Below are 24,262 nucleotides of genomic sequence, written 5' to 3' on the forward strand. Positions count from 1 at the left end.
TTGAAAAGGGGAACGTATAGGCGATGCCCGCTTTTCGGCTTTGTCGAGAAAAGAACAGACAAGTGAAAATAAGAATTATTCATCGATTTGTATGTAATCGATTACAAGCGATCGATGCATAGACAAGCAGTGGGGGATGCCGAGTCAAAAGTCAATGGATGTCATGTTCGGGGGGTGATTCGGGCAGTCGAAGCAACCACTATACGCGATGTCGTGCGGTGTTTGACTAATCCAAAATTTAAAGGGGGAGAATGACGATGAAAAAGACATTAAAAGCATCGGCTGTTTTGTTAGCGCTTACGATGGGGCTCGCAGCATGCTCCGGCGGCCAAAGCGAGAGCCAGACGGGCACAGACAGCAAAAAAGAAGAAGAGAAAACGGGTCAATCTGAAAAAGTGAAAATTGTCTATGCCCGCGGCCAAGATTCCACGAAAGCCACTGAAAAAATCATCGAAGCGTTCGAGAAAGCGCACCCGAACATCGATGTAGAATTTCGCGAAATGCCGGCTGACACCGGGAAGCAGCATGACGCGTACGTCACGATGTTAAATGCACAGTCGTCGGAGATCGATGTCATGGACCTCGACGTCATTTGGCCGGCTGAGTTTGCTCAAGCAGGTTATACACTGCCGCTCGACCGCTTTATTGAGAAAGACGGCATTGACCTCAGCAAATACAACCAAGGGGCGCTTGCGGCAGGCAACTTCAATGGCAAGCAATGGGCGATGCCGAAATTCATTGATGCCGGCATGCTGTTCTATCGCACCGACCTTGTGCCGAAGGACAAAGTGCCGAAAACATGGGATGAACTGTTAAAAGAGGCGAAAGAGCTGAAAGGAAAAGGCGGCACGAAATTCGGCTATTTGATGCAGGCCAAACAATACGAAGGATTGGTGTGCAACGCCGTTGAATTTATCGCCTCTTATGGCGGGCAAATCGTTGATAAAAACGGAAATGTCGTGATCAACAGCCCAGAAACGATCAAAGGGCTGAAGAAAATGGTGGAAATCGTCAAGTCCGATGTTGTGCCGAGCAACATCACCACATTCACCGAACCAGAGTCGCATACAGCGTTCATTGAAGGACAATCGCCGTTTATCCGCAACTGGCCTTATCAATACGCGCTGGCGAACGACAAAGAACAATCGAAAATCGTCGGCAAAGTCGGCGTGGCTCCGCTTCCGGCCGGGGACAAAGGTTCGGCTGCCGCGCTGGGCGGCTGGATGACTGCGATCAACAAGTATTCAAAACATCCGAAAGAAGCATGGGAATTTGTCAAATTTATGACGGGGCCGGAGGGGCAAAAAATTTCCGCGATTTACGGCGGTTTAGCGCCGACGCTTCCGGAATTGTTTAAAGACCCGGATGTCTTAAAAGCCAATCCGTTCTTTGCGGAAGAAGGGTTTGTCAATGCGTTGAACGCCGCCGTGCCGCGCCCGGTCGTCCCGAACTATCCGGAAATTTCGGAAATCATCCAAATCAACGTATCGAAAGCGCTGGCCGGGGAGCTGACGGTCGAACAAGCCGTGGCCAATATGGAAAAAGAAATGAAAGCAGCCTTGAATAAGTAAGGCGAATGGCTTGGCCGGCGCGCTGCAGCCGATCGGAATCCGGCCAACGCCGGCCAATGCCCCATCAGCCAAACAAAGAACGCCATTTTGTTTGACCACTTTCGGTTCATTAGCCTTCAGGCCGCGATCTGCCCGGTGCTGAAGGCTAATATCCTTTTCCAAGCAGAAGGGAGAGAACAGCGATGAGGAATGAAAAGCGAATGGAGCGCCTACTAGGCTATTCGCTTGTCGCGCCGGCCATGCTGCTCATTTTGGCGATTGCCATTTGGCCTGTCATCCAGTCCTTTTATTACAGCTTGTTCGACTATCGGCTCAACGACCCGACCAAATCGTCGATTCACTGGAGTTACAGCCTCGATCTGGAAGGATATCTACAAAACTATCCGTTCCTCAAAAGCGCTCTTAAGCAGGAAATGGCGGCTGCGGATGGACAAACGAAACAAACGTTGGCGCAAATCGAACAAAAACTCGCGAAACTGGACGCGGCGATCCGTTCCAACGATCAAGTGGCGAAGCAATATGACAAAGTGAACGAAGTGCTCGACAATTTCGAGACGCCAAGCGATGAGCTGAAGATCGCCGAGCTGGACAAACAGACGGCCGAGCGGCTGACCGACACGGTTCATGATGTCGTAAAGACGCTCAAGGAGATGAAAAAAGCGGGCGAACTGCAGCAGGCGGATAAAGTCGTCGGCTTGGCCGAAGGGCTCGAAGGGGTCGTGATCGAGCCGAACTTTGTCGGCCTCAAGCATTATAAGGACAGCTTCAGCGACATGCGCTTATGGAAAGCGTTATGGAATACGACGTTCTTTACGGTGGTGTCGGTCGCCATTGAGCTGGTGTTAGGGCTCGGAATTGCGTTGCTCATCAATAAGGCCTTTTTTGGCCGCGGGCTTGTGCGGGCGACGATTTTGATTCCGTGGGCGATTCCGACGGCCGTATCCGCGCTTATGTGGAAATTTTTATACGATGGACAAAACGGCATTGTCGCCAAATATTTCGAAACGGTCGGCCTTGTCGACCGGATGGGGGATTTGTTGACGACGGAAGCGGGGGCGATGTTTGCGGTCATTTTTGCCGATGTATGGAAGACAACCCCCTATATGGCGCTTTTGCTGCTTGCTGGGCTGCAAACGATCCCGAGTTCGTTGTATGAAGCCGCCTCGATCGACGGAGCCACCAAATGGCAGCAATTCACGAAAATCACACTGCCGCTGTTAAAATCGAGCATTTTAGTGGCGTTGTTGTTCCGCACGCTTGATGCGTTCCGCGTGTTCGATTTGATTTACGTCTTAACCGGCGGGGGGCCGGCAAACTCGACGGAGACGATTTCGATTTTAGCCTACAAAGTCATGTTCTCGCAGACGAATTTCGGCGCGGGATCGGCGCTCGCTGTCATCGTGTTTCTCTGCGTGGCGGTGATTTCCATGATCTATATTCGCTGGCTTGGGAGAGATTTGCTGTCTGATGGCTCCAGCGTCAAACGATAACGAAGGGGTGAGACGATGCAAAAAAAAGCTGGTCCGTTCTTTTACGTGTTTTTGGCCCTGTTTGTGTTCTTTGTGATGTTTCCGTTTTTATGGGTTTTGCTCAGTTCCGTTAAGCCGCTCAGCGAATTGTTTGGCGACAAAGCGTTCAATTGGTTTACGAGCCATCCGACCTTGAAATCCTATGTGTCGGTATTTGTCAATTACCCGTTTTTGCGCTATTTATGGAACAGCACGGTCGTTGCGACCATTACGACGGTGTATACGGTATTTGTCGCCGCGTTTGCGGCTTATGCGATCGCGCGCTTGGAGTTTAAAGGCAAGACGGTCATTCTCGGCTTGGTGCTGGCCGTGTCCATGTTTCCGCAAATTGCCACCATTTCTCCGATTTACATGTTTGTGAAAAAGTTCGGGTTGACGAACAGCTATTTAGGATTGATCATTCCGTATACGACGTTTGCCTTGCCGCTCTCGATCTGGCTGCTCGTCACCTTTTTCCGCAAGATTCCGTTTGACTTGGAAGAAGCGGCGAAAATGGACGGGGCGACGCCGATGCAAACGTATTTTAAAATCATTTTGCCACTCGCGGTGCCAGGGGTGTTTACGACATCCATTCTCGTCTTCATTGCCGCATGGAACGAATTTTTATTTGCCTTGACGATCAATACGGCGGAAAAATACAAAACCGTTCCGGTCGGGATTGCCATGTTCCAAGGCCAGTATACGATCCCGTGGGGCGAAATTTCCGCGGCCACCGTGATTGTGACGATTCCGCTCGTCATCATGGTGCTGTTGTTCCAGCGCCGCATCGTTTCCGGGCTCACATCCGGCTCGGTAAAAGAATAAGGAACCAACACGACAAAGGATGCCAGGCGAGCATCCTTTTGTTTTTTGCGGCAACACCAATTTTAAAACACGAAACAGAGAAGGAGCAGTTCTATCAGCTCCACTCCGTTCATATGTTAATGGCAGACGTCTGGCGGGGAGGGATGCGTAAAAGCCAAAGATATAAAAGATATATACAATTAATATTCTGAATATTAACAAAAATGGCGATAGCAGCCGGGAAAGGGGGTGGAATTTGATTTTACTCTTTTTTGCACCAATCAAGGGGAGGGGAAGGCGTGCGATTTGACCGTCCGTTTGAGCAGTATGTGGTAGGCGAACGCCATCGTTCGCGCGGGCGGACGATTACGGAAGCCGATATTGTACAGTTTGCCGGCGTTTCCGGAGATTTTTATCCGCTGCACATGGACCGGGAATATGGAGAGCAGACGCCATTTGGCGAACGGATCGCCCATGGGATGCTGACGCTGTCGGCGGCGACGGGGCTGTGGACGATGAAGCCGGGAATGGTTCTGGCGTTTTATGGCATCGATTCATTGCGTTTTGTCCGTCCCGTGAAGATCGGCGATACGATTTATGTGGAATCGGAAGTCAAACGGTTAACCGAACGGGGAGAAACAGCGGGGCTCGTGACGGTGCATCAACGGATCGTCAACCAGCGCGGAGAAACGGTCGTCGATGCGGTTGTGCATGTGCTTGTAGCGCGGGAAGGAAATGCCTCTGCAAGAGGCTAGCAGCAAATGGGAGGTTTCTAGAATCGGTTGCAAGCGGTTTCAAAGAAGGGTAAAGATGATTCTTGAGAAAATGGGCCTTATTGATCGGTTTTTCCTGCTGTCAGATCAAATGAAAGGGAAGGAGTGTTGCCGATGGCGATGTCAACGATGGATGCGGCCGAATTGAAACGCCAAAAAAAGCGGGCCGCCATATCGAGTGTGGTCGGCACGACGATTGAATGGTACGATTTCTTTCTCTATGGAACGATGGCGGCTCTCGTGTTTCCGCAATTATTCTTTCCACAAGGAGATTCGTACGTCGCATTGATGCAATCTTTTACGACCTTTGCTTTAGGATTTATCGCCAGGCCGGTCGGCGCCGCGATTTTCGGCCACTTTGGCGATCGGATCGGACGCAAGGCGACGTTGGTGGCCACCTTGCTTTTGATGGGACTGGCGACGGCGTTGATCGGCCTGATGCCGACCTATGAACAAATCGGCCTGTGGGCGCCGGTGTTGGTGACCGCGCTTCGTCTTATTCAAGGCATTGGCGTCGGCGGGGAATGGGGCGGCGCTATATTGATCGCCATGGAATGGGAGGAAGGCAAGCGGCGCGGATTGATGGCTTCGCTGCCGCAAATGGGCGTGCCGTTCGGGCTGTTGTCCTCTTCCTTTGTGACGACGCTTATGTTGGCCATTGGCGGCGACAGCTTTTATGCGTGGGGATGGCGCGTTCCGTTTCTCGTCAGCTTCCTTCTCATCGCCATCGGGCTGTATATCCGGCTGAAAGTGCTCGAATCGCCGCTGTTCCAAGAAGCGATGAAAAAACAAGAAACGAGCAAGATGCCGGTCGGCGAGGTGCTGGTCAAGCATCCGCGCGAAATTCTATGGTCAGCGCTGGCGCGGGTGATTGAAAACGGGTCGTTCTACATTTTTGTCACGTTTATCGTCAGCTATGGGACGACATTTTTGGGGATGGAAAAAAGCATTTTCGTCAATGTGACGATTATCGCCGCGGTGATCAACGCGCTTTCCATCGTGTATTCCGGGCATTTGTCCGACCGGTGGGGCCGCCGCCGCGTCTACATGACGGGAACGATTTTGCTGATGCTTTGGGCGTTTCCGTATTATTGGCTTGTCAATACGAAAAGTGTCGGGCTTATCTTTTTGGCGACGGTTGTGGCCATGGTGTTCCACGGCATGCTGTATGGCCCGCAGGCGGCCATGATCGCGGAAAACTTCCCGACGCGCCTGCGCTACAGCGGCGCTTCGCTCGGCTACCAGTTGGCCTCGATCATTGCTGGCGGCCCAGCGCCGCTCGTGAGCACGTGGCTGCTGCACAAATACGGCAGCGCCACGGCCATCTCCTTCTATATCGTCGTTATGGGCTTGATCTCGCTGGCCGGGGTGAAAATGCTGCAAGACCGTGCACGCCAGGCGATTGACTAAAATCGGATGGGCGCCTTTGCTTCAACGCAAAGGCGCTCTTTCACATCGCCTGCCCGCGGTGTGGACGAGCGGACTGTTTTAAATGTCCATGCTCATCGTAATGGTTTTATGTTTGAATCCTAATGTTTCATACAGTTTAATCGCTCGATTTCCTGCATATACACGTAAACGAACCTCTGAATACCCATCTTGTTTGAGATGTTCGATGCCAGTTTTTATCAATTGTTTTGCAATTCCCTTTCCCCTAAATTCCTCTAACACAAACAATTCGTAGATAAATCCATATATTTTTTTCAGTAAATGGGTCTTTGCTTTCTCCGATCAGAATCCAACCCATGAGATGATCGCCATCCGTTGCGATCAAATAATAGCCTCCTTTCTGCAATACGGGTTCAATAAGTCGCTTAACTTTTTCATCTGATCGCTTTGCCTCCCCTAATGTGCCCTCGAATAATGCTTGTGGTGTGAGTGATAAAATCTTTTTGTATTCCGAATCGTTTGATTTTCTAATTTCCATGGAGTTCTCCTCTCCCAACTATTTATCATCCAGCTCCAATCGCACCAACATGAGCAAAAACTCTTCTTTCTCACTTTTTCAATATACCACATTTTGCGTTTCTCGATTTCTTGCGCCTCTCGAAAGAGCGGGATCCCAAACCGGATGATTGCGATCATCTTGGATTTTCCCCATATTCACCACAACTCAATCCGATCGAGCGTTTATGGAAATGGCATCAATGTCTTTCACAAGGACCGTCACGAGATCCTTCAAGCTGTTCAACGATTATGTTTATCTTTAAAAGTCAAGTACATCTTTTGGTTAGTAACCATAAATTGTTATAAATTCTATTTTAATGCATATAGAAATGAGAAAGGGGATTCGTGTGCCCTTTTTGACTTTGCTCATTGGAAATGATAGTTTAATATAAAAAAATACAAAAAGCATGTGAGGGAAACACCAAAAGAATACATCGGATTGTACAATCTTCCTCACAAAAAACAACATCGCAAAAAGCTCCTATGTATTTTTTTCATGCAGTTCTCTGCATTTTTTGCCTGCAAAAAACACAACGCATCTGATCGAGTGTTTGTGAAAATTTTTTAGCATATGAGAAATAGGTAAATCATGTCTAAGGCGGATCGAAAAAACAACGCTTGACAACCGCCCTGTCTTTTCGATACGATGGTGATGTAATCGATTACATAAGCGAGAGGACTACGATCAATGGCAAGCATAAAAGACGTGGCGAAACGGGCGAACGTATCGACGGCCACCGTGTCGCGCGTGCTGCGCAACGCGGGCAACGTCACCGAAGAGACGAAACAGCGCGTGCTCGAAGCGATTGAAGCGCTGAACTACCAGCCGAATGTGCTCGGCCGGTATTTGCGACGGATGGAGACCGAGACGGTTCTCGTCGTCGTGCCTGATATTACGAATCCGTTTTTCTCGAAAGTGCTGCGCGGCATTGAAGCGGTCGCCCTCGAGCACGGCTATCAGGTGCTGCTTGGCGATACGCAAAATGATGTCCGGCTTGAGGAGCAGTATTTGAATTTGCTGCCGCAGCGGCAAGTCGACGGGATGATTTTTTTGACCGCCCGCATCCGCAAAGAGCTGGTGGAAGAGATGGCGCGGCAGTTTCCAATCGTCTTGGCGTGCGAGTATTTGGAAGGGACGGACATCCCGACCGTTTCGATCGACAACATCAGCAGCGCCCGCAAGGCGACAGAACATTTGATCCGCCTCGGCCATCGCCGCATCGCCCACTTGTCCGGGCCGATGAACATTATTTTAAGCCGCGATCGGCTGCGCGGCTACCAACAGGCGCTGGCCCAGCATGAGCTGGAGGCGGACGCCGTTCTTGTGCAGGAGGGCGATTTCACCTATGAGTCCGGATATAATTTGACGTTGAAGCTGCTCGCTCTTGAGAAGCCGCCGACGGCGATTTTTGCTGCCAATGACGAGATGGCGATCGGGACGATCAAAGCGGTTCGCCATCGCGGCGGGCGCGTTCCGGACGATGTGGCGGTCGTCGGATTTGACGACATTCAAATGGCCTCGATTTTTGAACCGAGCCTCACGACGATCGCCCAGCCGATGTTTGAGATCGGCCAAAAAGCGATGGAACTGCTGCTCGAGCTGATTGAAGGAACCGGGGTCGAGCGGCGTCAGCTCGTTCTTCCCGACCGGCTCGTCATCCGTGATTCATGTGGGGGGAGAGCGCCCTGAGTAAAGAGGAGGGCAGCGCTCCGCGTCCGATGCGGGGAACGGGCGGATTTTTTGCACGATGATGTAATCGATTACATCACGGAAAATGGTCGGTGAACCGATGGAGTATGGAAACAGAAAAAATGAACGCAAGGGGGAAAGGACATGGGAAACACCCTTCCAATCCGCCTCGGCTTAATCGGGGCTGGGGGCATTTCCAACGAACATATCAAGGCGGCGCAAAAGCTTTCGGAGCGCGCTGTCTTGCAGGCGATTTGCGACGTCAATGAACAAGCGGCCGCGGAAAAAGCGAAAACGTACGGCATCCGCAACGTGTACCGCGACTATAAGGAATTGATTGCGTCGCCCGATGTCGATGCCGTCATCATCACCGTGCCGAACTTTTTGCACGCCCAAGCGTCGGTCGACAGCTTGCGGGCCGGGAAACACGTTCTTTGCGAAAAGCCGATGGTGACGAAAGCGGAAGAGGCGGACGCCATTATCCGCGCCCGCGACGAATCAGGCAAACAGTTTATGGTGGCGCTGAACAATCGGTTCCGCCAAGCGGCGCAGTGGCTGCATGAGCGAATCCAATCCGGCGCGTTCGGTGAGATTTATTACGCGAAAACGGGCTGGGTGCGCCGCCGCGGCATTCCCGCATGGGGGGCGTGGTTTTTTGACCGCGAGCGCTCCGGCGGCGGGCCGCTCATCGATTTGGGCGTCCATATGCTCGATGTGACGCTTTGGCTGCTCGGGAACCCGAACCCAGTCGCGGTGACGGGGAAAACGTACGCGAAGTTCGGCCCGCGCCGCCAAGGGGCTTGGCCGGGGACATCGTTTGCGCCGAATGCCGCGTATACGGTTGAAGATTTTGCCACAGCGTTCATCCAGCTCGAAAACGACGCGACGGTGCTGCTTGAGACGAGCTGGGCGTCCCACATTGAAGAAGAGCGGGCGTATGTCGAGTTTCTCGGCACGGAAGGCGGCGTGCGCTGGGAGTGGAACATCGCCGGCAACCGCCAAGAAGTGAAATGGTTCCGCAACGAACACGGCGTCCCGGCCGATGTGACGCTTCATTTTGATGATCAAAGCGAACGGGTGGCGCTCCTTGACCACTTCTTGACCAGCATCACCGAAAATACGCCGCCGCTTTGCACCGCCGAACAAGGGCTCATGATTGCCAAAGTGTTGGAAGCGATTTACGAATCGTCCGAACAAGGCCGGCAAGTCCGCATCGAATGGTAGGAAGAAATCGAAAGAACGATGGGCCTGACCGCCTCCATATGGCGCGCGGGTCGAAAACGAATGGCAGGGGGAACGAATATGGCTGCACCAATCCGCGTTGTCGTCTGGAACGAATTTCGCCATGAAAAGAAAGATGAACAGGTAAGAGCCATTTATCCGGAAGGGATGCATACCGTCATCGCGAGCTACCTAGCCGAAGCTGGGTTTGACGCCGCAACCGCTGTGCTCGACGAACCGGAGCACGGCTTGACGGACGAGGTGCTCGACCGGTGCGACGTCCTCATCTGGTGGGGGCATATCGCCCATGACGAAGTGAGCGATGAAGTCGTTGAGCGCGTCCACCGCCGCGTGCTCGAAGGAATGGGGCTCATCGTCCTTCATTCCGGCCATTTCTCGAAAATTTTCAAAAAGCTGATGGGGACGACATGCAATTTGAAATGGCGCGAAGCCGATGAAAAAGAGCGGCTTTGGGTCGTCGCCCCGGGCCATCCGATCGTGGAAGGGATCGGACCGTACATTGAGCTTGAGCAGGAAGAAATGTACGGCGAGTTTTTCGACATCCCGGAACCGGAGGAAACGATTTTCATCAGCTGGTTTGAAGGCGGGGAAGTGTTCCGCAGCGGCTGCACGTTCACGCGCGGGAAAGGGAAAATTTTCTACTTCCGCCCCGGCCATGAAACGTATCCGACGTACCATCACCCAGATGTGCTGAAAGTGATCGCCAACGCCGTCCGCTGGGCCGCGCCGGTCAACCGCGGGGAAATCGTCTTCGGCAACGTCAAGCCGCTTGAGCCGATCAAAGCGAAACAAGGGGGGATGACGCCATGAAACCGATCAACGTCGGCATCATCGGCACCGGCTTTTCCGCTTCTTCCCATATTGAGGCGCTCCGCCGCCTGCCGTTGGTGAACATTGTCGCCATTGCCTCAAGCAGTCAAGAAAAAGCGGAGGAAGCCGCGCGCCGGTTCGGGATTCCGAAAGCATACGGCGACTACCGCGCCTTGATTGACGACCCGGACGTCGAAGCCGTTCACAACTGCACGCGCAACGTCCTCCATTTCCCGATCAACAAGGCGGTGCTTGAGGCGGGAAAACATTTATTGTCGGAAAAGCCGCTCGCCATGGACAGCGAACAGTCGGCCGAATTGAAGCGGCTCGCTGAACAAAGCGAAAGCCTTAGCGCGGTCTGTTTCAACTACCGCCACTACCCGCTCGTTGTCGAGGCGAAAGAGCGGCTCGCCCGTGAGGCGAAGCGCGTCCATTTCGTGTACGGCGGCTATGTGCAAGACTGGCTCTTGTATGACACCGACTACAACTGGCGGCTCGACCCGGCGCAAAACGGCCCATCGCGCGCCATCGCCGACATCGGTTCGCACTGGTGCGACACGGTGCAGTATGTGCTCGGCAAGAAAATCGTCGAAGTATTTGCCGACTTGCGCACCGTTCACCCGGTTCGCTATAAGCCGAAACAGGAAGAGAGCACATTCACAGCCAGCGGTGCTCAAGACGCCGAGCCAGTCCAGATTGACACCGAAGACGGCGGCAGCGTGCTCGTCCATTTTGACGACGGCACCCACGGGGCGTTTACGATTTCCCAAGTGAGCGCCGGCCGGAAAAACCGGCTGTATTTTGAAATTGCCGCCGATGAGATGACGCTCGCCTGGGATCAAGAGCATCCGAACCGCCTCTGGGTCGGGCGCCGCAGCGGCCCAAACGAAGAAATCGTCCGCGACCCGGCGCTTCTTTCGCCGCGCGCAGCGTCCCTCGCCCATTACCCGGGCGGCCATGAAGAAGGCTGGCCGGACGGGCTGAAGAACTTGTTTTTAGATTTTTACAGCGCCATCATCCGGAAGCAGCGCGGCGAGGCGCTCGGGGAGCTGCCGTTTGCGACGATCGCCGACGGCCACCACACGATGGCGATTGTCGATGCCATTTTGGAAAGCCATCGCACGAAACGGTGGGTGCGGGTGTTGGAATAAGCGGCGTCAGCACCGCGGAGACGTCGGCCTCGTTTTGCTCGCTGGGCGCTAGATGATGCCACAACAAAATGGAACGGCGGAGCCGGCCGCCGACCGGCCGGCTTCACACCGCTAGAAAGGGGAGAAGAACGAGATGAAAGTAGGCGTATTTACCGTCTTGTATCAACAGCTGCCGTTGGAAGACATGCTCGACAAAGTCGCCGCCATGGGCATTGAGGCCGTTGAGCTTGGCACCGGCAATTACCCGGGCAACGCCCATTGCGATCCTGACGCACTTTTGGACCAGCCGGAAAAAATCAAAGCTCTGAAAAAAGCCGTCGCCGACCGCGGCCTTGTGATCAGCGCCTTAAGCTGCCATGGCAACCCGCTTCATCCGGACAAAGCGTTCGCGAAACAGTCGCATGATACATGGAGGAAAACGGTCAGGCTCGCTGAGCAGCTTGAAGTCCCGGTCATCAACGCCTTCTCCGGCTGCCCGGGCGACCATCCCGGCGCCAAATACCCAAACTGGGTCACGTGCTCTTGGCCGCCGGATTACTTGGAAATTTTAAAATGGCAATGGGAAGAAGTCGTCATCCCGTACTGGCGCGAAGAAGCAGCGTTCGCCAAGGAGCACGGCATCACGCAAATCGCCTTTGAAATGCATCCGGGCTTCGTCGTCTACAACCCGGAAACGCTCCTCAAACTGCGCGAACACGTCGGTGAAGCGATCGGCGCCAACTTTGACCCGAGCCACTTGCTTTGGCAAGGCATCGACCCGGTTGAGGCGATCAAACTGCTCGGCCGCGAAAAAGCGATTTTCCACGTCCATGCGAAAGACACGTACTTAGACGAAGCGAACATCCGCAAAAACGGCGTGCTCGATACGAAACATTACAGCCAAATTCTCGATCGCTCATGGGTGTTCCGCACCGTCGGCTACGGGCAAAGCGAAAAAATGTGGCGCGACATCGTCAGCGCCCTGCGCGCCGTCGGCTACGACTACGTGCTGTCAATCGAACACGAAGATATGCTCGCTTCGATCGATGAAGGGCTGTCAAAGGCCGTCGCCCTCTTGAAAAAGGTGTTGTTCAAAGAAGAACTGCCGGAGATGTGGTGGGCATAAAAAGAAGGCGGCAAGGAGCGAGGGGCTCTTTGCCGCCTGTATGCTTGCTTTGACATCTGCCGCCAAGAGATCTCACGTTTTCGACATAGGGGCTTCATGCGGACATTCGTCCGGCCGCAAACAGTTTCTTTTGGAAAGCCAACGTTGTCTCTTGTCCGTTCGGGCGCTTCTGTGACGAAGTGGTCATGAACGCCAGCGGACGGACTCTTCCCAGCGGTTGATCAGCTTCATCAGCATCCGAACGGAAAACGACAGAAGAAAGATCGTGACAAACGAATGCATCCATGTCCACGTATGGTACGTGATCAAATTTGTATACTTTTCATAAAGAACTTCTATGAACGTCAAAGCGGCTGTATACAAGGCGCATTGTCCGACAATGCCGAAAAAAGCTCGAATGGTACGACGTTCGATAAAAATACACGCACATGATCGGATACAGAAAGTATTCAAACAAGATGCTCGTGTCGAAGTATTGCCCCAAAAACCTCACGGGATAGTCGAGCAAATGCTTTTCGACCACAATGACACCGAAAAAGGTGGAAAAATAAGCTTTCAATAAAAACACGAGAATCACGTCTTTAATGGGCGGTTTGCGCAAGCTGAAAACCAATAGGATGAGGCCCAGCGCCAGCAACACCCATAAGTGGATTCGATCCATGTCTCCATCCTCTCCTGTCAGGGGTTCTGTTGTCCAGCCTGTGCTGTGCGGCCGATCAGAATGTCATAGATCCACCGGGCGTTTGATCAGGCATGGGCGCAAGCGCGGCTGTAGACCGATTCATGTAGGGCGGCCCAGGGGAGCAACAGTCTTTTCCATAGCAAGCGCCGTCTGGCTGCGGATGCGCCCCTTCAGCAACAGAAATCGATGCCCATCCACCGTCAAATCGATCATCGCCTCGTTCAATATGTCTTCGCCTGATTTCCGCCCGTTCGCCTGCAAATACTTCACTCGATACCATTTTCGTCCATATTCAAAATAGAGATACTGTCCGCGCTGGAAATCGATCCAAAACTTCACCCGCTCGCCGTTCACGGTCTTCCATACATACCCCCAAGCCCGGTCTTGGCGGATCGGCGCCATTTTCGGGCGCGCGGAATTGATGGCTTCGTAATACAGGCGGTGTTTGATGTCAAACAGCACCATCCTATTCGCCTCCTTTTGGACAACGATACTATATGTATAGCGCCAACTAGGAGAAATAGACATGCCAGCTCACCCGTTTTCTTTCAGCAGTCGTCCCGCCATCACCCGAACCGCGAGCGTCACGACAAACATGGAGACGAATGAATATCCCCACTTCCACGTATGGTATTCGATCAGGTCGGTGTGCCGCTCCAACAGGATCTCGACCGCCGTCATCCCCCCTGTATAAGCGGTGCACTGCATCCATATCCCCTTCCAGCCCGAGCGGCGCGATGTCCCGTAAACGTACACACTGACAACAGGGTAAAGCAAGTATTCAAAGATCACGCTGTCGTTCGTATAATCTGGAAACAGCCGCACCGGATATGCAAGCATTCCCGCCCCGCTGACGATCAGGCCGGTCAAACTGGAAATATACGCATTCAGCAAAAACGAAAGCCATACTTCTCTTGGTGAAAGAAAGCGGAAGCTGAGCCCCAGCAAACCGATGCCCACCGCAGCAAGCAGCCAAAGAATCCATTGTTCCATGATAGCCCACGAGCGCGAATCATGTCGATTTTTCTTAGTATGGGAGGAAAGAGGGGGGAGTATGTGAAACTTTTGTTTTTTCATTTTGCAGCAGGCAATAGGCCTTAGAAATGGCGGGCTTTCTGTGGATTCTTTCTATGAAAAAAAGGCGAAATTTTGTAAAATAGTAGTATAGTTTTGTAAATGGAGGAATGGACATGCCAATATACAACAAACTCGTTCGCGACCGCATTCCAATCATTATCGAGCAATCGGGAAAAACGTTCACAACCCGCATACTTGACGATGAAGAGTATAGGAAAGAACTGCAGAAAAAAGCGTTTGAAGAGCTTGAGGAATACGTCCAAGCGGAAACGGATGAGGCGGCTCTTGAAGAGCTCGCAGACGTGTTGGAAATTATCCATGCTTTGGCTGAATGCCATGGCGCTTCGATCGAGCAAGTTGAACAAATTCGTTCTAAAAAAGCGGAACAGCGCGGCGGCTTCCGCGAAAAAATTTTCTTGATCGAGGTTCACGATGAGTAAGGTGGAGTTGATTTCTAGACATCTTCTCGACAAGTTGCAGGAACAGATGAGCCGCTCGTCGACGATATACATACTGACATCGTTTGCCATGAAGTCCGGGGTTCGCCTATTGAAGGACAGTTTGCGGGCGGCTGCAGAGCGGGGGGCGGATATAAAAATTTGCGTTGGTGATTACTTGTTTGTCACCCAGCCAGAGGCGTTGCGCGAGCTCATATCCATCCACCCGGACATCGAGGCACGCTTGTATCGGAGCGAGGGAGTTTCGTTCCACCCGAAGGCGTACTTATTTGAAGATGCCGAGGGCGGCTGCTTCATTGTCGGTTCTTCCAACTTGTCTCGCTCGGCGCTCACGGACGGTGTTGAATGGAACCTTGGGCTGGATAAGAGCGTTGATGAGGATGTATTTGTTGAAGCAATGGAGCAGTTTTTAAAGTTGTTTTACGCTTCGGAAACCGTGTCTGTCAATGAAGAAACGGTTGCTGACTATGAAAAGCGGTATCAAGATTACCATCAGCGCCATCCGAACTTGGCGCGTATATGGGCGGAGACCGAAGAAATTGAGTTGATGCTTCCGACGAAAACGGACAAAGAGGAAGAGGCGGAGGCGGCAGACAAGGCCGATGTTGTCCGCGAAACGGCGGCGGCATACGGAACAATCATCAAGCCGCGCTTTGCTCAAGTGGAGGCGCTCGAACGTCTGGAAGCTGCCTATGAAGAAGGATACGACAAAGCGATGGTTGTCATGGCGACCGGGCTTGGAAAAACATACTTGGCCGCCTTTTTCGCCCGCCGCTTTTCGCGGGTGCTGTTTATCGCCCACCGCGAGGAAATTCTCCGCCAAGCGAAGCGGTCGTTTGAACGCGTGATTCCTGATCGGACAGCAGGACTGTACGATGGCAATCAAAAAGACGGAAATGCCGACATGGTGTTTGCTTCGATCTTTACGCTGAGCATGAAAAAACATTTGCATGCATTCCAGCCGGATTCGTTTGACATAATTGTTGTCGACGAATTCCATCATGCGGCGGCCCGCTCGTACGAGCGCGTCCTTCGTTATTTTCAGCCGAAATTTTTGCTCGGCATCACCGCTACCCCGGATCGGAACGACAATAAAGACGTCTATGCCATTTGCGATGGCAATGTCGCCTACCGCATTGATTTTATCGAAGCGGTGCAACGCGGCTGGTTGGCTCCCTTCCATTATTACGGGGTCTACGACGCCACGGACTATTCGCAAATCAAATGGCTCGGCAACCGTTATGATGAGGAAGAATTGCTCCAAGTGCAGCTGCGCGAGGAGATGGCGCAGAACATTTTGCGAGCGTGGGAGACATATAAGAAAACAAGGACGCTTGTCTTTTGTTCATCGATTCGGCAAGCTGATTTCCTGTCCGGATATTTTCAACGCCACGGCTACCGTACGATCAGCCTTCACTCGAAGCAAACGTCCATCCTGCGCCAACAAGCCATTGCCATGTTGGAACGACGTGAACTGGACGCTATTTTCACCGTAGACTTATTCAATGAAGGGGTCGATATCCCTTCTGTCGATACACTTTTGTTCGTGCGGCCGACCGAATCGTTGACCGTCTTTACCCAGCAAGTTGGGCGCGGGTTGCGGCTGCACGAAGGCAAGGACTATTGCGTCATTATCGACTTAATCGGAAACTACCGCAATGCGGATGTCAAACTGCGCCTGTTTGATACGCGTCGAGACGAAGCGAAGAAAAAGGCGCGGGAATCCGTTGTGCCAACGGTTCCGAAAACGTGCGAACTGCATCTCGATGTTCAAGCCATCCATCTTCTCGAGGAGATGCAGAAAAAGCACCAGCCGCGCAAAGAACGGCTGCTTGCTGACTATAGGCAGCTCAAGCAGGAGCTTGGCCGTCGCCCGACCTACTTGGAACTGCATTTGCACGGCAGAAGTGAAGCGGCGGAGTACAAACAAGAGTTCGACTCTTATGTCGGCTTTTTATATTGGGCGGGAGAGTTGTCGGAGCTGGAAAAGGAAGTGTTCCTAAAATACGAACCGTGGCTTGTTGAAGTGGAGCGCACGGTGATGTCGAAAAGCTACAAAATGGTGGTCCTAAAAGCTATGCTGGAGCGCGGGCCATCGGGCTGGCATGAGCCAATTACCCCGCAACAAGCGGCGGCGTTCTTTCACCGGTACTTAACGGAAAAAGAATATCGGAAGCGCATTGATTTTTCCGATGGGGAAACGAAACGTCTTTGGGAGTACGAAGAGGAAAAGGTGAGCAAACTGATCGCCCGCATGCCGATGACGAAATGGAGCGGCAGTTCGAATGGGTTGATTTCCTTTGAGAACAGCATTTTTGCTCTCCAATTTCCCATTGCGCGCGAACACGAAGAAATATTGTACAACTGGACAAAAGAGATTTGCGAGTATCGGTTGCATGCGTATTTTGAAAGGAAGGGGGGATGAAAAATAGCTGTTTTTCACTAGCCTTTTAGGGGGATGAAGAAAAATGAAAGGGATCGTGTGTAAAGATGTCAGAGACACAGAAATTATACAAAGTGTTAAAAACAAAACATAGGAATTACACTGTAAGACCGTTTAACCGATTTAATGTTGAAAAATCTATGTGGTGGATTATCCCTTCTACCGCTTATCCAGCTTACAGATTTTTGTTTGAATCGTTTGAAAGATGGGTGAAATAGCGCTACTTATGAGAGGGTTAACATTTCGATGATCGTGTGGTGGTAAATCCTAAAAATATCAAAAGCGAGTTTTTGATTGTTAAAATTAAAACGGGGAAAGCGTTTGCAAAATGTGTGATAAGAGGGATTTTGCTTTTTTATTCAATGAATACAAAAGCAACAAAATTCATCCATAAACGTTATTTGACGACAAATTTCGACAACATTTTCATCCATAATAAGGTAATATATAAATCAAAAGGAGGTGCGTCATGAGGCTTACTTGTTCTTTTAAAGCGGAAAGAATGCCTGTTTCATACCGCATGATGTTGGTGTCGGTGATAAAAGAAGCATTGCGAATGTCGGATGAGCAATATTGTGAGCGTTTATACAAGAGCGCTTCAATGAAGCCGTTTGCGTTTTCTGTGTATTTAAAAAATTTTCATTTTGTTGATCAAGAGGTTTATTTAGAGGGTATGACAATGACTGTCAGTTCGCCCGATCATGAGTTTCTTTTGCACTTGTACAACGGCTTGCAACAAAAACGAGCATTCTCGTATAAGCAATATCAACTTGTAAAAGAGAAAATCCGCATGTTGCCGGAGAAAACGATCACAGATTCTACCGTGGTGTTTCGCACCCTTTCTCCGATGTTGGTTGAAGATAAAAACCAGAAGCCGGTCAGCCCGGATGCTCCCGACTATGAGGAGCACGTGAATCATTTAGCGGATCTGATTTTGCGGCAGTATCGGGGAAATGGGCTATTGTCGCCCTTGATTGTGCGGCCGTTGCGATGGCGCAAGGTGGTAGTGAAGGAGACGAATCATGAATTCGAGGCAACGCATGGGGGCGGCAACGTTTTATATTTTACAGCGTACCAAACTTTCTTTTCGCTAACCGGCCATCCAAGCGATTTGCAGCTGTTGTATCAGCTCGGGTTGTCCAAACGGCGCAATCAAGGATTTGGCCTGCTTGAGGTAGAGGAGGTGCGGGGATGAAGATTGAACTCCGCATGGGCGAGTGGATGGTGACAATGGGGCTTGTCGGGCTGTATCGGGTATTTGAGTATGGATTGCGGAAGGGGATTATTGACCCACAGCACCGGCAAAGCGTTTCAATCCACCCTCAGGGGCTTGAGTTGGAGACAGAGGTGCTTCCACAGTTGCCCCGAGCGTATTTTCTTTATTTGATCGATGAATACAGTGTAGCAAAGCGGGATGGCGAGAGATTGCGCCATTACCTTGGACAGGCTAAAAAAGAAAACTCATTTTCAACGGCCTTATCCAGTATAAAAAAGACGATTACGGATGCGGGAAAGAAAATTCAAAAGTATTTCCCTGATGAGCCGGTCGAGCAGTTATTTGAAACGCTCAAATCCGTCAAAAAACCGGAGCAACTTGAACAATTAGAGCAATGTATCGCCGAATTTCAACAACTTCTTTCCAAAGAAGCCATTAATGAAAAGCTGACATTAAACTATTTTAAAGCGGCGGTCCTAAAGTCGTTTTTCGGACAAGTATCGTTTTTGAATGTTTCAAACAATAATCTGGATTTGGAAGGGCACATTGAACGATTTCAGGCCGATTATATTATTCCGGTGCAATACGATCTTCAATTTGAACACGTCTTTCGCTCTGCTTCGACAGAGAATGAAGTTCTTCATTTCCTGGACGAGCATGCCGAATATGGGCCGTTTAAAGCATTGAAGAGAGCGTGGAGAAAGAAAAAGTTGCCTCAAATGAGGGAAGAGATGAGCGCTTTGTATGAATGCATGCTTTTCTCCGGGCACGTTGCCTTTTATAACTTTGAAGAAATGATCTTTTCCCCAATTGGAGTATCGACGAGCAACGCTTTTAATTTTAATTGGAATTTACAAGACAAGCAGCCGAAACCAATTTCATCTTTGGCGAAACTTGTGTTGTTTTTTGCGCCTGCCGGTGCGGCGATTTACTTAAAGAAAGAGGGATTTCAAGAGCAAAACGAGTATCGTATGTATGCAGGCTTTGTCCAATCTGATGCGGCATTTTCTGAGATTTTGCAGAAAAACAACCATCTGAAGCAGATGAAGCAGCAAAAAGATCCGTTTGACCGCATCGTAAGCAAGCTCGTCCAAAGTGTAACGAAAGAAGCAAACTATGTGGTCGACCATCTATTTTTCTTAGAATTTTCTTCTGACTATGACAGCAAAAAAACGCACTTGCACTATTACCATCTTCCTTTGTATTTGGCTCGCTATTTTGTTGAATATCCAGGAAAGTTGGATTACGTCCATTATGACTATCGTGAACAATTCATCCAAGACGTGTTGCGCGGAGTCGACCCTGCTCGAGTCATTTATCAATATTTGCGTGATTGTATTGAAAATGGACGTTCCCACATCGGCCCTTACATCGCTGTTCGCGAACGCAGCCGAATTATACAGCTGAAAAGAGGAGGAAAAGAAATGGAGAAAACAGACAAAAGGGTATATGCCCTATATCGGTGCGGCCAAGAGATTCGAAAGGCATTGGAACAGGCTGGAAGCCCTAAAACGGCTGACCATTATTCTGCCAGCCCGAGTAAAAAAATTATCGCGATTGCCTATCGGTTGTTAAACGCAGCGAAAGCAGGAGACCGGAAAAGCTTCTTGGATACGTTGTTCCGTCTCCATATGTCAGCGGATCAGCCCATTTCTCCGCTTTTCTTAAATGCGTTGCATGAGCGGGATTTGGATTTTCCTGCTGTAGCCAACGCCTTTATTGCTGGGTTGCTGTCTCAAGGAGGACAAGGAGAACAAGAGGAGGTTGTATCATGACGAAAACGGTCACGATGACGATTGTCTTTCAAGCGGGATCGCTAAACTATGGAGAGGGCATTGCGAATATTTCTGAATTAAAAAAGTTTCATCGCGGCAATGGAGAGGCGTACACATACGCATCGCGGCAGAGTTTGCGTTACGATATCGTCCGTTTAGGAAATGAACTGTTTGGCTGGAACTTAAATACCGTCGATAAAGCGAGCGGTGTTGTTCAGTTCAAAAAAGATGTCACCATCGAAGATTCCGTTGAAATGGATTTATTCGGGTACTTGAAAACGGATAAAAACTCGCAAAAACGCGCTGCTGTCGTGCGTTTAAGCCATGCCATTTCCCTCGAACCGTATAAAAGCGATTTGGAATTTTTGAATAACATGGGGCTAGCCAGCCGAATTGGTGCTGATCCGAATTTGGCTCAGATCGAGCAGCACCAAAGCTTCTATTGTTACACCATCACGATAGACTTACATCGCATTGGCGTCGATGGGGAGGTCGAGCTACCCAATCAGGAAAAAGCGAAGCGGGTTCAGCAATTGCTTGATATTGTGAAGTTGCTCAATCGGAATATTCGCGGTCGTCGTGAAAACTTGTCCCCACTATTCGTCATCGGCGGAGTATATGATGTAGCAAATCCGTTTTTCCTTGGGAAAATTCGCTTGGCCTCTTCGCCACGAGGATGGGAAATTGAAGTTGCCCCTATCGCTGATACCATGGCGCAAACGTTCGCAGGCAGGCCAGTTGCTGACGAGACGCGCATCGGTTTAGTAAGCGGCATATTTGCTAATGAAGATGAATTTGCACAACGATTTGCAGAGAAGACTGGATCAGTGGAGCAGTTTTTCCGCCATATTGCTGAACAAGTTCAAACATACTACGGTGAATGATAATGAAGGCGTTGCGTTTAAAACTATTTCAAGAGACAGCGTGCTATAAAAAACCGTTCGCTTCCAAGGTGGCGGAAACATATCCGCTTCCGCCTTATTCTACAGTTAAAGGAATGATTCACGCGTTGCTTCGCGCGGATCGTTTCATCCCCATGCGCCTAAGCGTTCAAGGGGAGTATGAGGCGAAACTGCTCGACTATCAGCGGCATTACTTTTTTAAAAAACGTGATGTCGCTGCTTTTCCACTGATCCTTGATGGGATTCAGGATGAGTCGTTTTCGTACGATGCTAACGAAATTACGACAATGCCCATTTATACACATTTGTTGTACCGAGTTGATTTGTTGATTCACGTTGAGGCAGAAAAAGAAGTTCTTGAACGGGTAATACATGCCATCGAAACTGGCGAAAACCATTATAGCTTAGGTAGATGGGAAGATTTGGTCCGAATTGATGAGTATAAAATAGTTCAGGTAGATGAATTGGATGAAGAGAAAGATTTACGCTATTACGCTTACATTCCCCATCATTTGCTCGATATAGACATAAAGCATATCCCATATGAACTCCCTTGGAAATACGAAGTCGTGAACGGAGTGAGAAAATGGGAGAAAGTCAATGTGGGATACGTGCGAAAAGGGACGACAGCTCCAGAGGGAGCGTGTATTGATGAAGACGGGGAGCTCGTATTTTTCCATTTATAGAATGGGAGGAAATCAAACGGTCATGTTTTATGCAAAGTCCGAAACGAAAGAGACGATCCGTGAACATACGGATCGTCTTCTTGATAATTGGCGATTACTAAAGGACAGTTATGGAGACCGATTGATTCGTGTCAATGAAAGAATGTGGGAATTGCTTCGATTAGCGATCGAGTATCATGACATCGGGAAAGCGAACACGGTGTTTCAAAACAAAATCCGCCGTGCCATTCAAGAAGAACTGCTCGAAACCGATTGCGACGCCAATGTACCGCATAACTATTTGTCCGTCGGCCTTGTTCCATTTGATCAATTTAATTTGACGAAAGAAGAAAGACGACTGTTAACTCATGCCATCGGCTACCATCATGAGCGGGACAAACTTCCTGACAAGGAAGCGATTCGTCATGTATTAGAAAGTGATTTATATGTGCAAAGGGAAGCGATTGCAAAACATATGAATCTGCCTTTGGTGGAGAAGCTATCCTTTCGATTTGTCGATCGTTTATTGCGTCGATACACTATCCATGACGGAGAACCATTTTGGGATTATGTGTTGCTAAAAGGTCTTCTTCAGCGAATCGACCATGCAGCCTCGGCACACCTTCCCGTCGAGTCCGACATTCATCAAAATGTTGGCGTCTATGTACGGCGGTATATGGAGAATAAGTCATTTCATCTAAATGGCCTACAGCGTTTTACAGCAAGTCATACTCATAAAAATGTGATTGTGATTGCGCAAACAGGTATGGGAAAAACGGAATCTGCCTTATTGTGGATCGATCGAGATAAGGCCTTTTTCACCTTGCCTCTTCGCGTCAGTATTAATGCAATTTACGAACGGATTCGGTATCAAATGGGGTACGAAGCTGCGGGCCTTTTACATTCCACGAGCGCCTTCTATTTAGCAGAACGAGAAGAAGAAAATTGGGAGGCGATTAAGCAACAGTCGCAACAGCTGTCCATGAAACTGCTTTTCACGACTGTTGACCAAATTTTAAAATTTCCTTTTTATTACAGAGGGTTTGAAAAAGAACTAGCAAGCATGGCAAATGCTAAAGTGGTGATCGATGAAATCCAAGCGTATGATCCAAAAATTGCTGCGATGTTGATTAAGTCATTAGAAATGATTAAAAAAGTAGGCGGTCGATTCATGATTATGACAGCTACATTGCCAACTTTATATTTGGATGAACTCAAGCGCCGAAGCATCATCGATGAAGAAGACACTGTTTTCGGCGAATTTATTGACAGCCAGAATCACCGCCACCGCATTCAGCTCCATGATCAGGAAATAACAGAAGGAATAGAGGACTTTGTCAGAATGGCGCGTTCATCCCAAGTGTTAGTCATTGTGAATACAGTTCGTCGGGCGATGGAACTGTATGAACGGTTATCCGAAATGGCCAGCGATGTACCTGTTCATTTGCTGCATTCACAATTTACGCAAGAAGATCGTCAATGGCTCGAGCGGCAAATTAAAGAGTTCAATGAGGCAAAGACAAATGGGGTGTGGATTACGACTCAGCTTGTCGAAGCAAGCATTGATATTGATTTTGACTATTTATTCACAGAAATGTCTCCACTGGACAGTCTGTTTCAACGTCTTGGGCGCTGTTATCGAAGAAGGGTTATTCAAGGGGAACAATGTAATATCCATATTTTTACACAAAACGTTTCTGGAGTTCCATCCGTATATGATGAACATCTCGTGCGTGAAAGCATTTGCTTGCTGAAAGATTATGAAGGAAAGATTCTTGACGAACGAGCGAAAATTGAACTGGTTGCAAAGCTATATGAACGCGAGAGATTAAAAGGAACCTCATTTTTGCGGGAGTTTGAGGACGCGTTATCGATGTTTGATCATTTAGATCCGTATGAAATGAGCAAGAAAGAGGCACAGCGGAAACTGCGTGACATTCAGACCGTTCCCATCATTCCACGGCGAATTTACGACGAAATCGCCCATGTCATCGATGAATGCCGCCGTTGCCGAGACTGGCGAGAGCGGATTCATTTGCGCATGGAGATCGAAAAGAAGACGATCAGCGTCCACCGTTTTCTTGCGGAGAAATGTGTCTCAGAACGATTGTCTAAACCGTTTGACCATATATACATTGCGGATGTTGAATATGATTTTGACCGAGAAAAGGGGAAAGGAACAGGAATTCGGTTCGATGCATCATTGTCTGTATTTTATTGAGGAGAGAGCGGCCAATGGCAAGCGGTGTTCAAATTCATTATTACAAAGTGTGCAAGCGGAAATTATGGTTGTTTTCCAAAGGGATTGGAATGGAAGAAGAGCATGAACGGGTGATCGAAGGAAAGATTTTGCACGATCGGGCGTATCCACGCTTGGATGAGAGAGAAATTCTGGCTCTTCACCACAAGTTGTACTTGATGATTTAAGATCGGTGTGCATAGC

Annotated in this window: 19 protein-coding genes and 3 pseudogenes; 18 read left to right on the forward strand and 4 right to left on the reverse strand. The window is 49.8% G+C overall.

Annotated elements, in window-relative coordinates; translation table 11 throughout:
• Positions 1-257: 257 nt before the first annotated feature.
• From LG52_RS04800 to LG52_RS04820, 5 genes are all read left to right on the forward strand, one after another.
• Positions 258-1,571 (forward strand): ABC transporter substrate-binding protein, encoded by a 1,314-nt coding sequence (locus LG52_RS04800; protein ID WP_197071980.1) that lies wholly within the window; start codon positions 258-260, stop codon positions 1,569-1,571.
• Between the two features lie 182 nt (positions 1,572-1,753).
• Positions 1,754-3,061 carry a carbohydrate ABC transporter permease gene (locus LG52_RS04805; protein ID WP_044731080.1) on the forward strand — a complete coding sequence of 436 codons (1,308 nt, stop codon included), beginning with the start codon at positions 1,754-1,756 and terminating at the stop codon, positions 3,059-3,061.
• Positions 3,062-3,076: 15 nt separating this feature from the next.
• Positions 3,077-3,904 carry a carbohydrate ABC transporter permease gene (locus tag LG52_RS04810; RefSeq protein ID WP_044731081.1) on the forward strand — a complete coding sequence of 276 codons (828 nt, stop codon included), beginning with the start codon at positions 3,077-3,079 and terminating at the stop codon, positions 3,902-3,904.
• Between the two features lie 278 nt (positions 3,905-4,182).
• Positions 4,183-4,638, forward strand: coding sequence for a MaoC/PaaZ C-terminal domain-containing protein (locus LG52_RS04815; RefSeq protein WP_044731082.1), 456 nt, complete (start codon positions 4,183-4,185; stop codon positions 4,636-4,638).
• 132 nt (positions 4,639-4,770) lie between these two features.
• Positions 4,771-6,066 carry an MFS transporter gene (locus LG52_RS04820; protein WP_044731083.1) on the forward strand — a complete coding sequence of 432 codons (1,296 nt, stop codon included), beginning with the start codon at positions 4,771-4,773 and terminating at the stop codon, positions 6,064-6,066.
• A gap of 78 nt (positions 6,067-6,144) precedes the next feature.
• Here the strand turns inward: LG52_RS04820 and LG52_RS04825 are convergent.
• A pseudogene (locus tag LG52_RS04825) lies at positions 6,145-6,583 on the reverse strand (N-acetyltransferase family protein).
• 708 nt (positions 6,584-7,291) lie between these two features.
• Here LG52_RS04825 and LG52_RS04835 point away from each other — a divergent pair.
• The 5 genes from LG52_RS04835 (at position 7,292) to LG52_RS04855 (ending at position 12,601) form a co-directional block, all read left to right on the forward strand.
• Positions 7,292-8,293 carry a LacI family DNA-binding transcriptional regulator gene (locus tag LG52_RS04835; RefSeq protein WP_044731085.1) on the forward strand — a complete coding sequence of 334 codons (1,002 nt, stop codon included), beginning with the start codon at positions 7,292-7,294 and terminating at the stop codon, positions 8,291-8,293.
• 144 nt (positions 8,294-8,437) lie between these two features.
• Positions 8,438-9,517, forward strand: a complete 1,080-nt coding sequence (locus LG52_RS04840) for a Gfo/Idh/MocA family protein (RefSeq protein ID WP_044731086.1) — start codon at positions 8,438-8,440, stop codon at positions 9,515-9,517.
• A gap of 78 nt (positions 9,518-9,595) precedes the next feature.
• Positions 9,596-10,345 carry a ThuA domain-containing protein gene (locus tag LG52_RS04845; protein ID WP_044731087.1) on the forward strand — a complete coding sequence of 250 codons (750 nt, stop codon included), beginning with the start codon at positions 9,596-9,598 and terminating at the stop codon, positions 10,343-10,345.
• The gene (locus tag LG52_RS04850) at positions 10,342-11,496 is read left to right on the forward strand and encodes a Gfo/Idh/MocA family protein (protein WP_044731088.1); all 1,155 of its coding nucleotides are present in this window, start codon (positions 10,342-10,344) and stop codon (positions 11,494-11,496) included. Before LG52_RS04845 ends, LG52_RS04850 begins: the two co-directional genes overlap by 4 nt.
• A gap of 133 nt (positions 11,497-11,629) precedes the next feature.
• Positions 11,630-12,601, forward strand: coding sequence for a sugar phosphate isomerase/epimerase family protein (locus tag LG52_RS04855; protein ID WP_013144983.1), 972 nt, complete (start codon positions 11,630-11,632; stop codon positions 12,599-12,601).
• Positions 12,602-12,784: 183 nt separating this feature from the next.
• Here the strand turns inward: LG52_RS04855 and LG52_RS04860 are convergent.
• The 3 genes and pseudogenes from LG52_RS04860 to LG52_RS04870 all read right to left on the reverse strand — a co-directional run bounded on the left by LG52_RS04860 (position 12,785) and on the right by LG52_RS04870 (position 14,276).
• Positions 12,785-13,262: pseudogene (locus tag LG52_RS04860) on the reverse strand (CBO0543 family protein).
• Positions 13,263-13,382: 120 nt separating this feature from the next.
• Positions 13,383-13,748, reverse strand: coding sequence for a hypothetical protein (locus tag LG52_RS04865; protein ID WP_044731089.1), 366 nt, complete (start codon positions 13,746-13,748; stop codon positions 13,383-13,385).
• A 69-nt stretch (positions 13,749-13,817) separates the two neighbouring features.
• On the reverse strand, positions 13,818-14,276 hold the full coding sequence (locus tag LG52_RS04870; RefSeq protein WP_044731090.1) for a CBO0543 family protein: 459 nt from the start codon (positions 14,274-14,276) through the stop codon (positions 13,818-13,820).
• Positions 14,277-14,473: 197 nt separating this feature from the next.
• Between LG52_RS04870 and LG52_RS04875 the strand changes: the two genes are divergently transcribed.
• The 8 genes and pseudogenes from LG52_RS04875 to LG52_RS04910 all read left to right on the forward strand — a co-directional run.
• A complete protein-coding gene (locus LG52_RS04875) occupies positions 14,474-14,800 on the forward strand; it encodes a nucleoside triphosphate pyrophosphohydrolase (RefSeq protein ID WP_044731091.1) in 327 nt (108 codons plus the stop codon).
• Complete coding sequence (locus LG52_RS04880; protein ID WP_044731092.1) at positions 14,793-17,243, forward strand: DEAD/DEAH box helicase family protein; 2,451 nt, start codon at positions 14,793-14,795, stop codon at positions 17,241-17,243. Before LG52_RS04875 ends, LG52_RS04880 begins: the two co-directional genes overlap by 8 nt.
• Before the next feature lie 574 nt (positions 17,244-17,817).
• Positions 17,818-18,456 (forward strand): CRISPR-associated endoribonuclease Cas6, encoded by a 639-nt coding sequence (cas6, locus tag LG52_RS04885; protein WP_269430419.1) that lies wholly within the window; start codon positions 17,818-17,820, stop codon positions 18,454-18,456.
• On the forward strand, positions 18,453-20,252 hold the full coding sequence (locus tag LG52_RS04890) for a CRISPR-associated protein Cst1 (protein ID WP_044731094.1): 1,800 nt from the start codon (positions 18,453-18,455) through the stop codon (positions 20,250-20,252). The genes cas6 and LG52_RS04890 overlap by 4 nt, the downstream gene beginning before the upstream one ends.
• Entirely contained in the window at positions 20,249-21,136 is an 888-nt protein-coding gene (gene cas7i / locus LG52_RS04895) for a type I-B CRISPR-associated protein Cas7/Cst2/DevR (protein ID WP_044731095.1), read from the forward strand. The genes LG52_RS04890 and cas7i overlap by 4 nt, the downstream gene beginning before the upstream one ends.
• Before the next feature lie 2 nt (positions 21,137-21,138).
• The gene (gene cas5b / locus LG52_RS04900; protein WP_041468334.1) at positions 21,139-21,840 is read left to right on the forward strand and encodes a type I-B CRISPR-associated protein Cas5b; all 702 of its coding nucleotides are present in this window, start codon (positions 21,139-21,141) and stop codon (positions 21,838-21,840) included.
• A gap of 22 nt (positions 21,841-21,862) precedes the next feature.
• Complete coding sequence (gene cas3 / locus LG52_RS04905) at positions 21,863-24,040, forward strand: CRISPR-associated helicase Cas3' (RefSeq protein WP_197074539.1); 2,178 nt, start codon at positions 21,863-21,865, stop codon at positions 24,038-24,040.
• Positions 24,041-24,054: 14 nt separating this feature from the next.
• Positions 24,055-24,213: pseudogene (locus LG52_RS04910) on the forward strand (Dna2/Cas4 domain-containing protein); the annotation flags it as partial.
• Positions 24,214-24,262 lie beyond the last annotated feature (49 nt).

Source organism: Geobacillus kaustophilus, from assembly GCF_000948285.1.
Lineage (GTDB): Bacteria > Bacillota > Bacilli > Bacillales > Anoxybacillaceae > Geobacillus > Geobacillus thermoleovorans_A.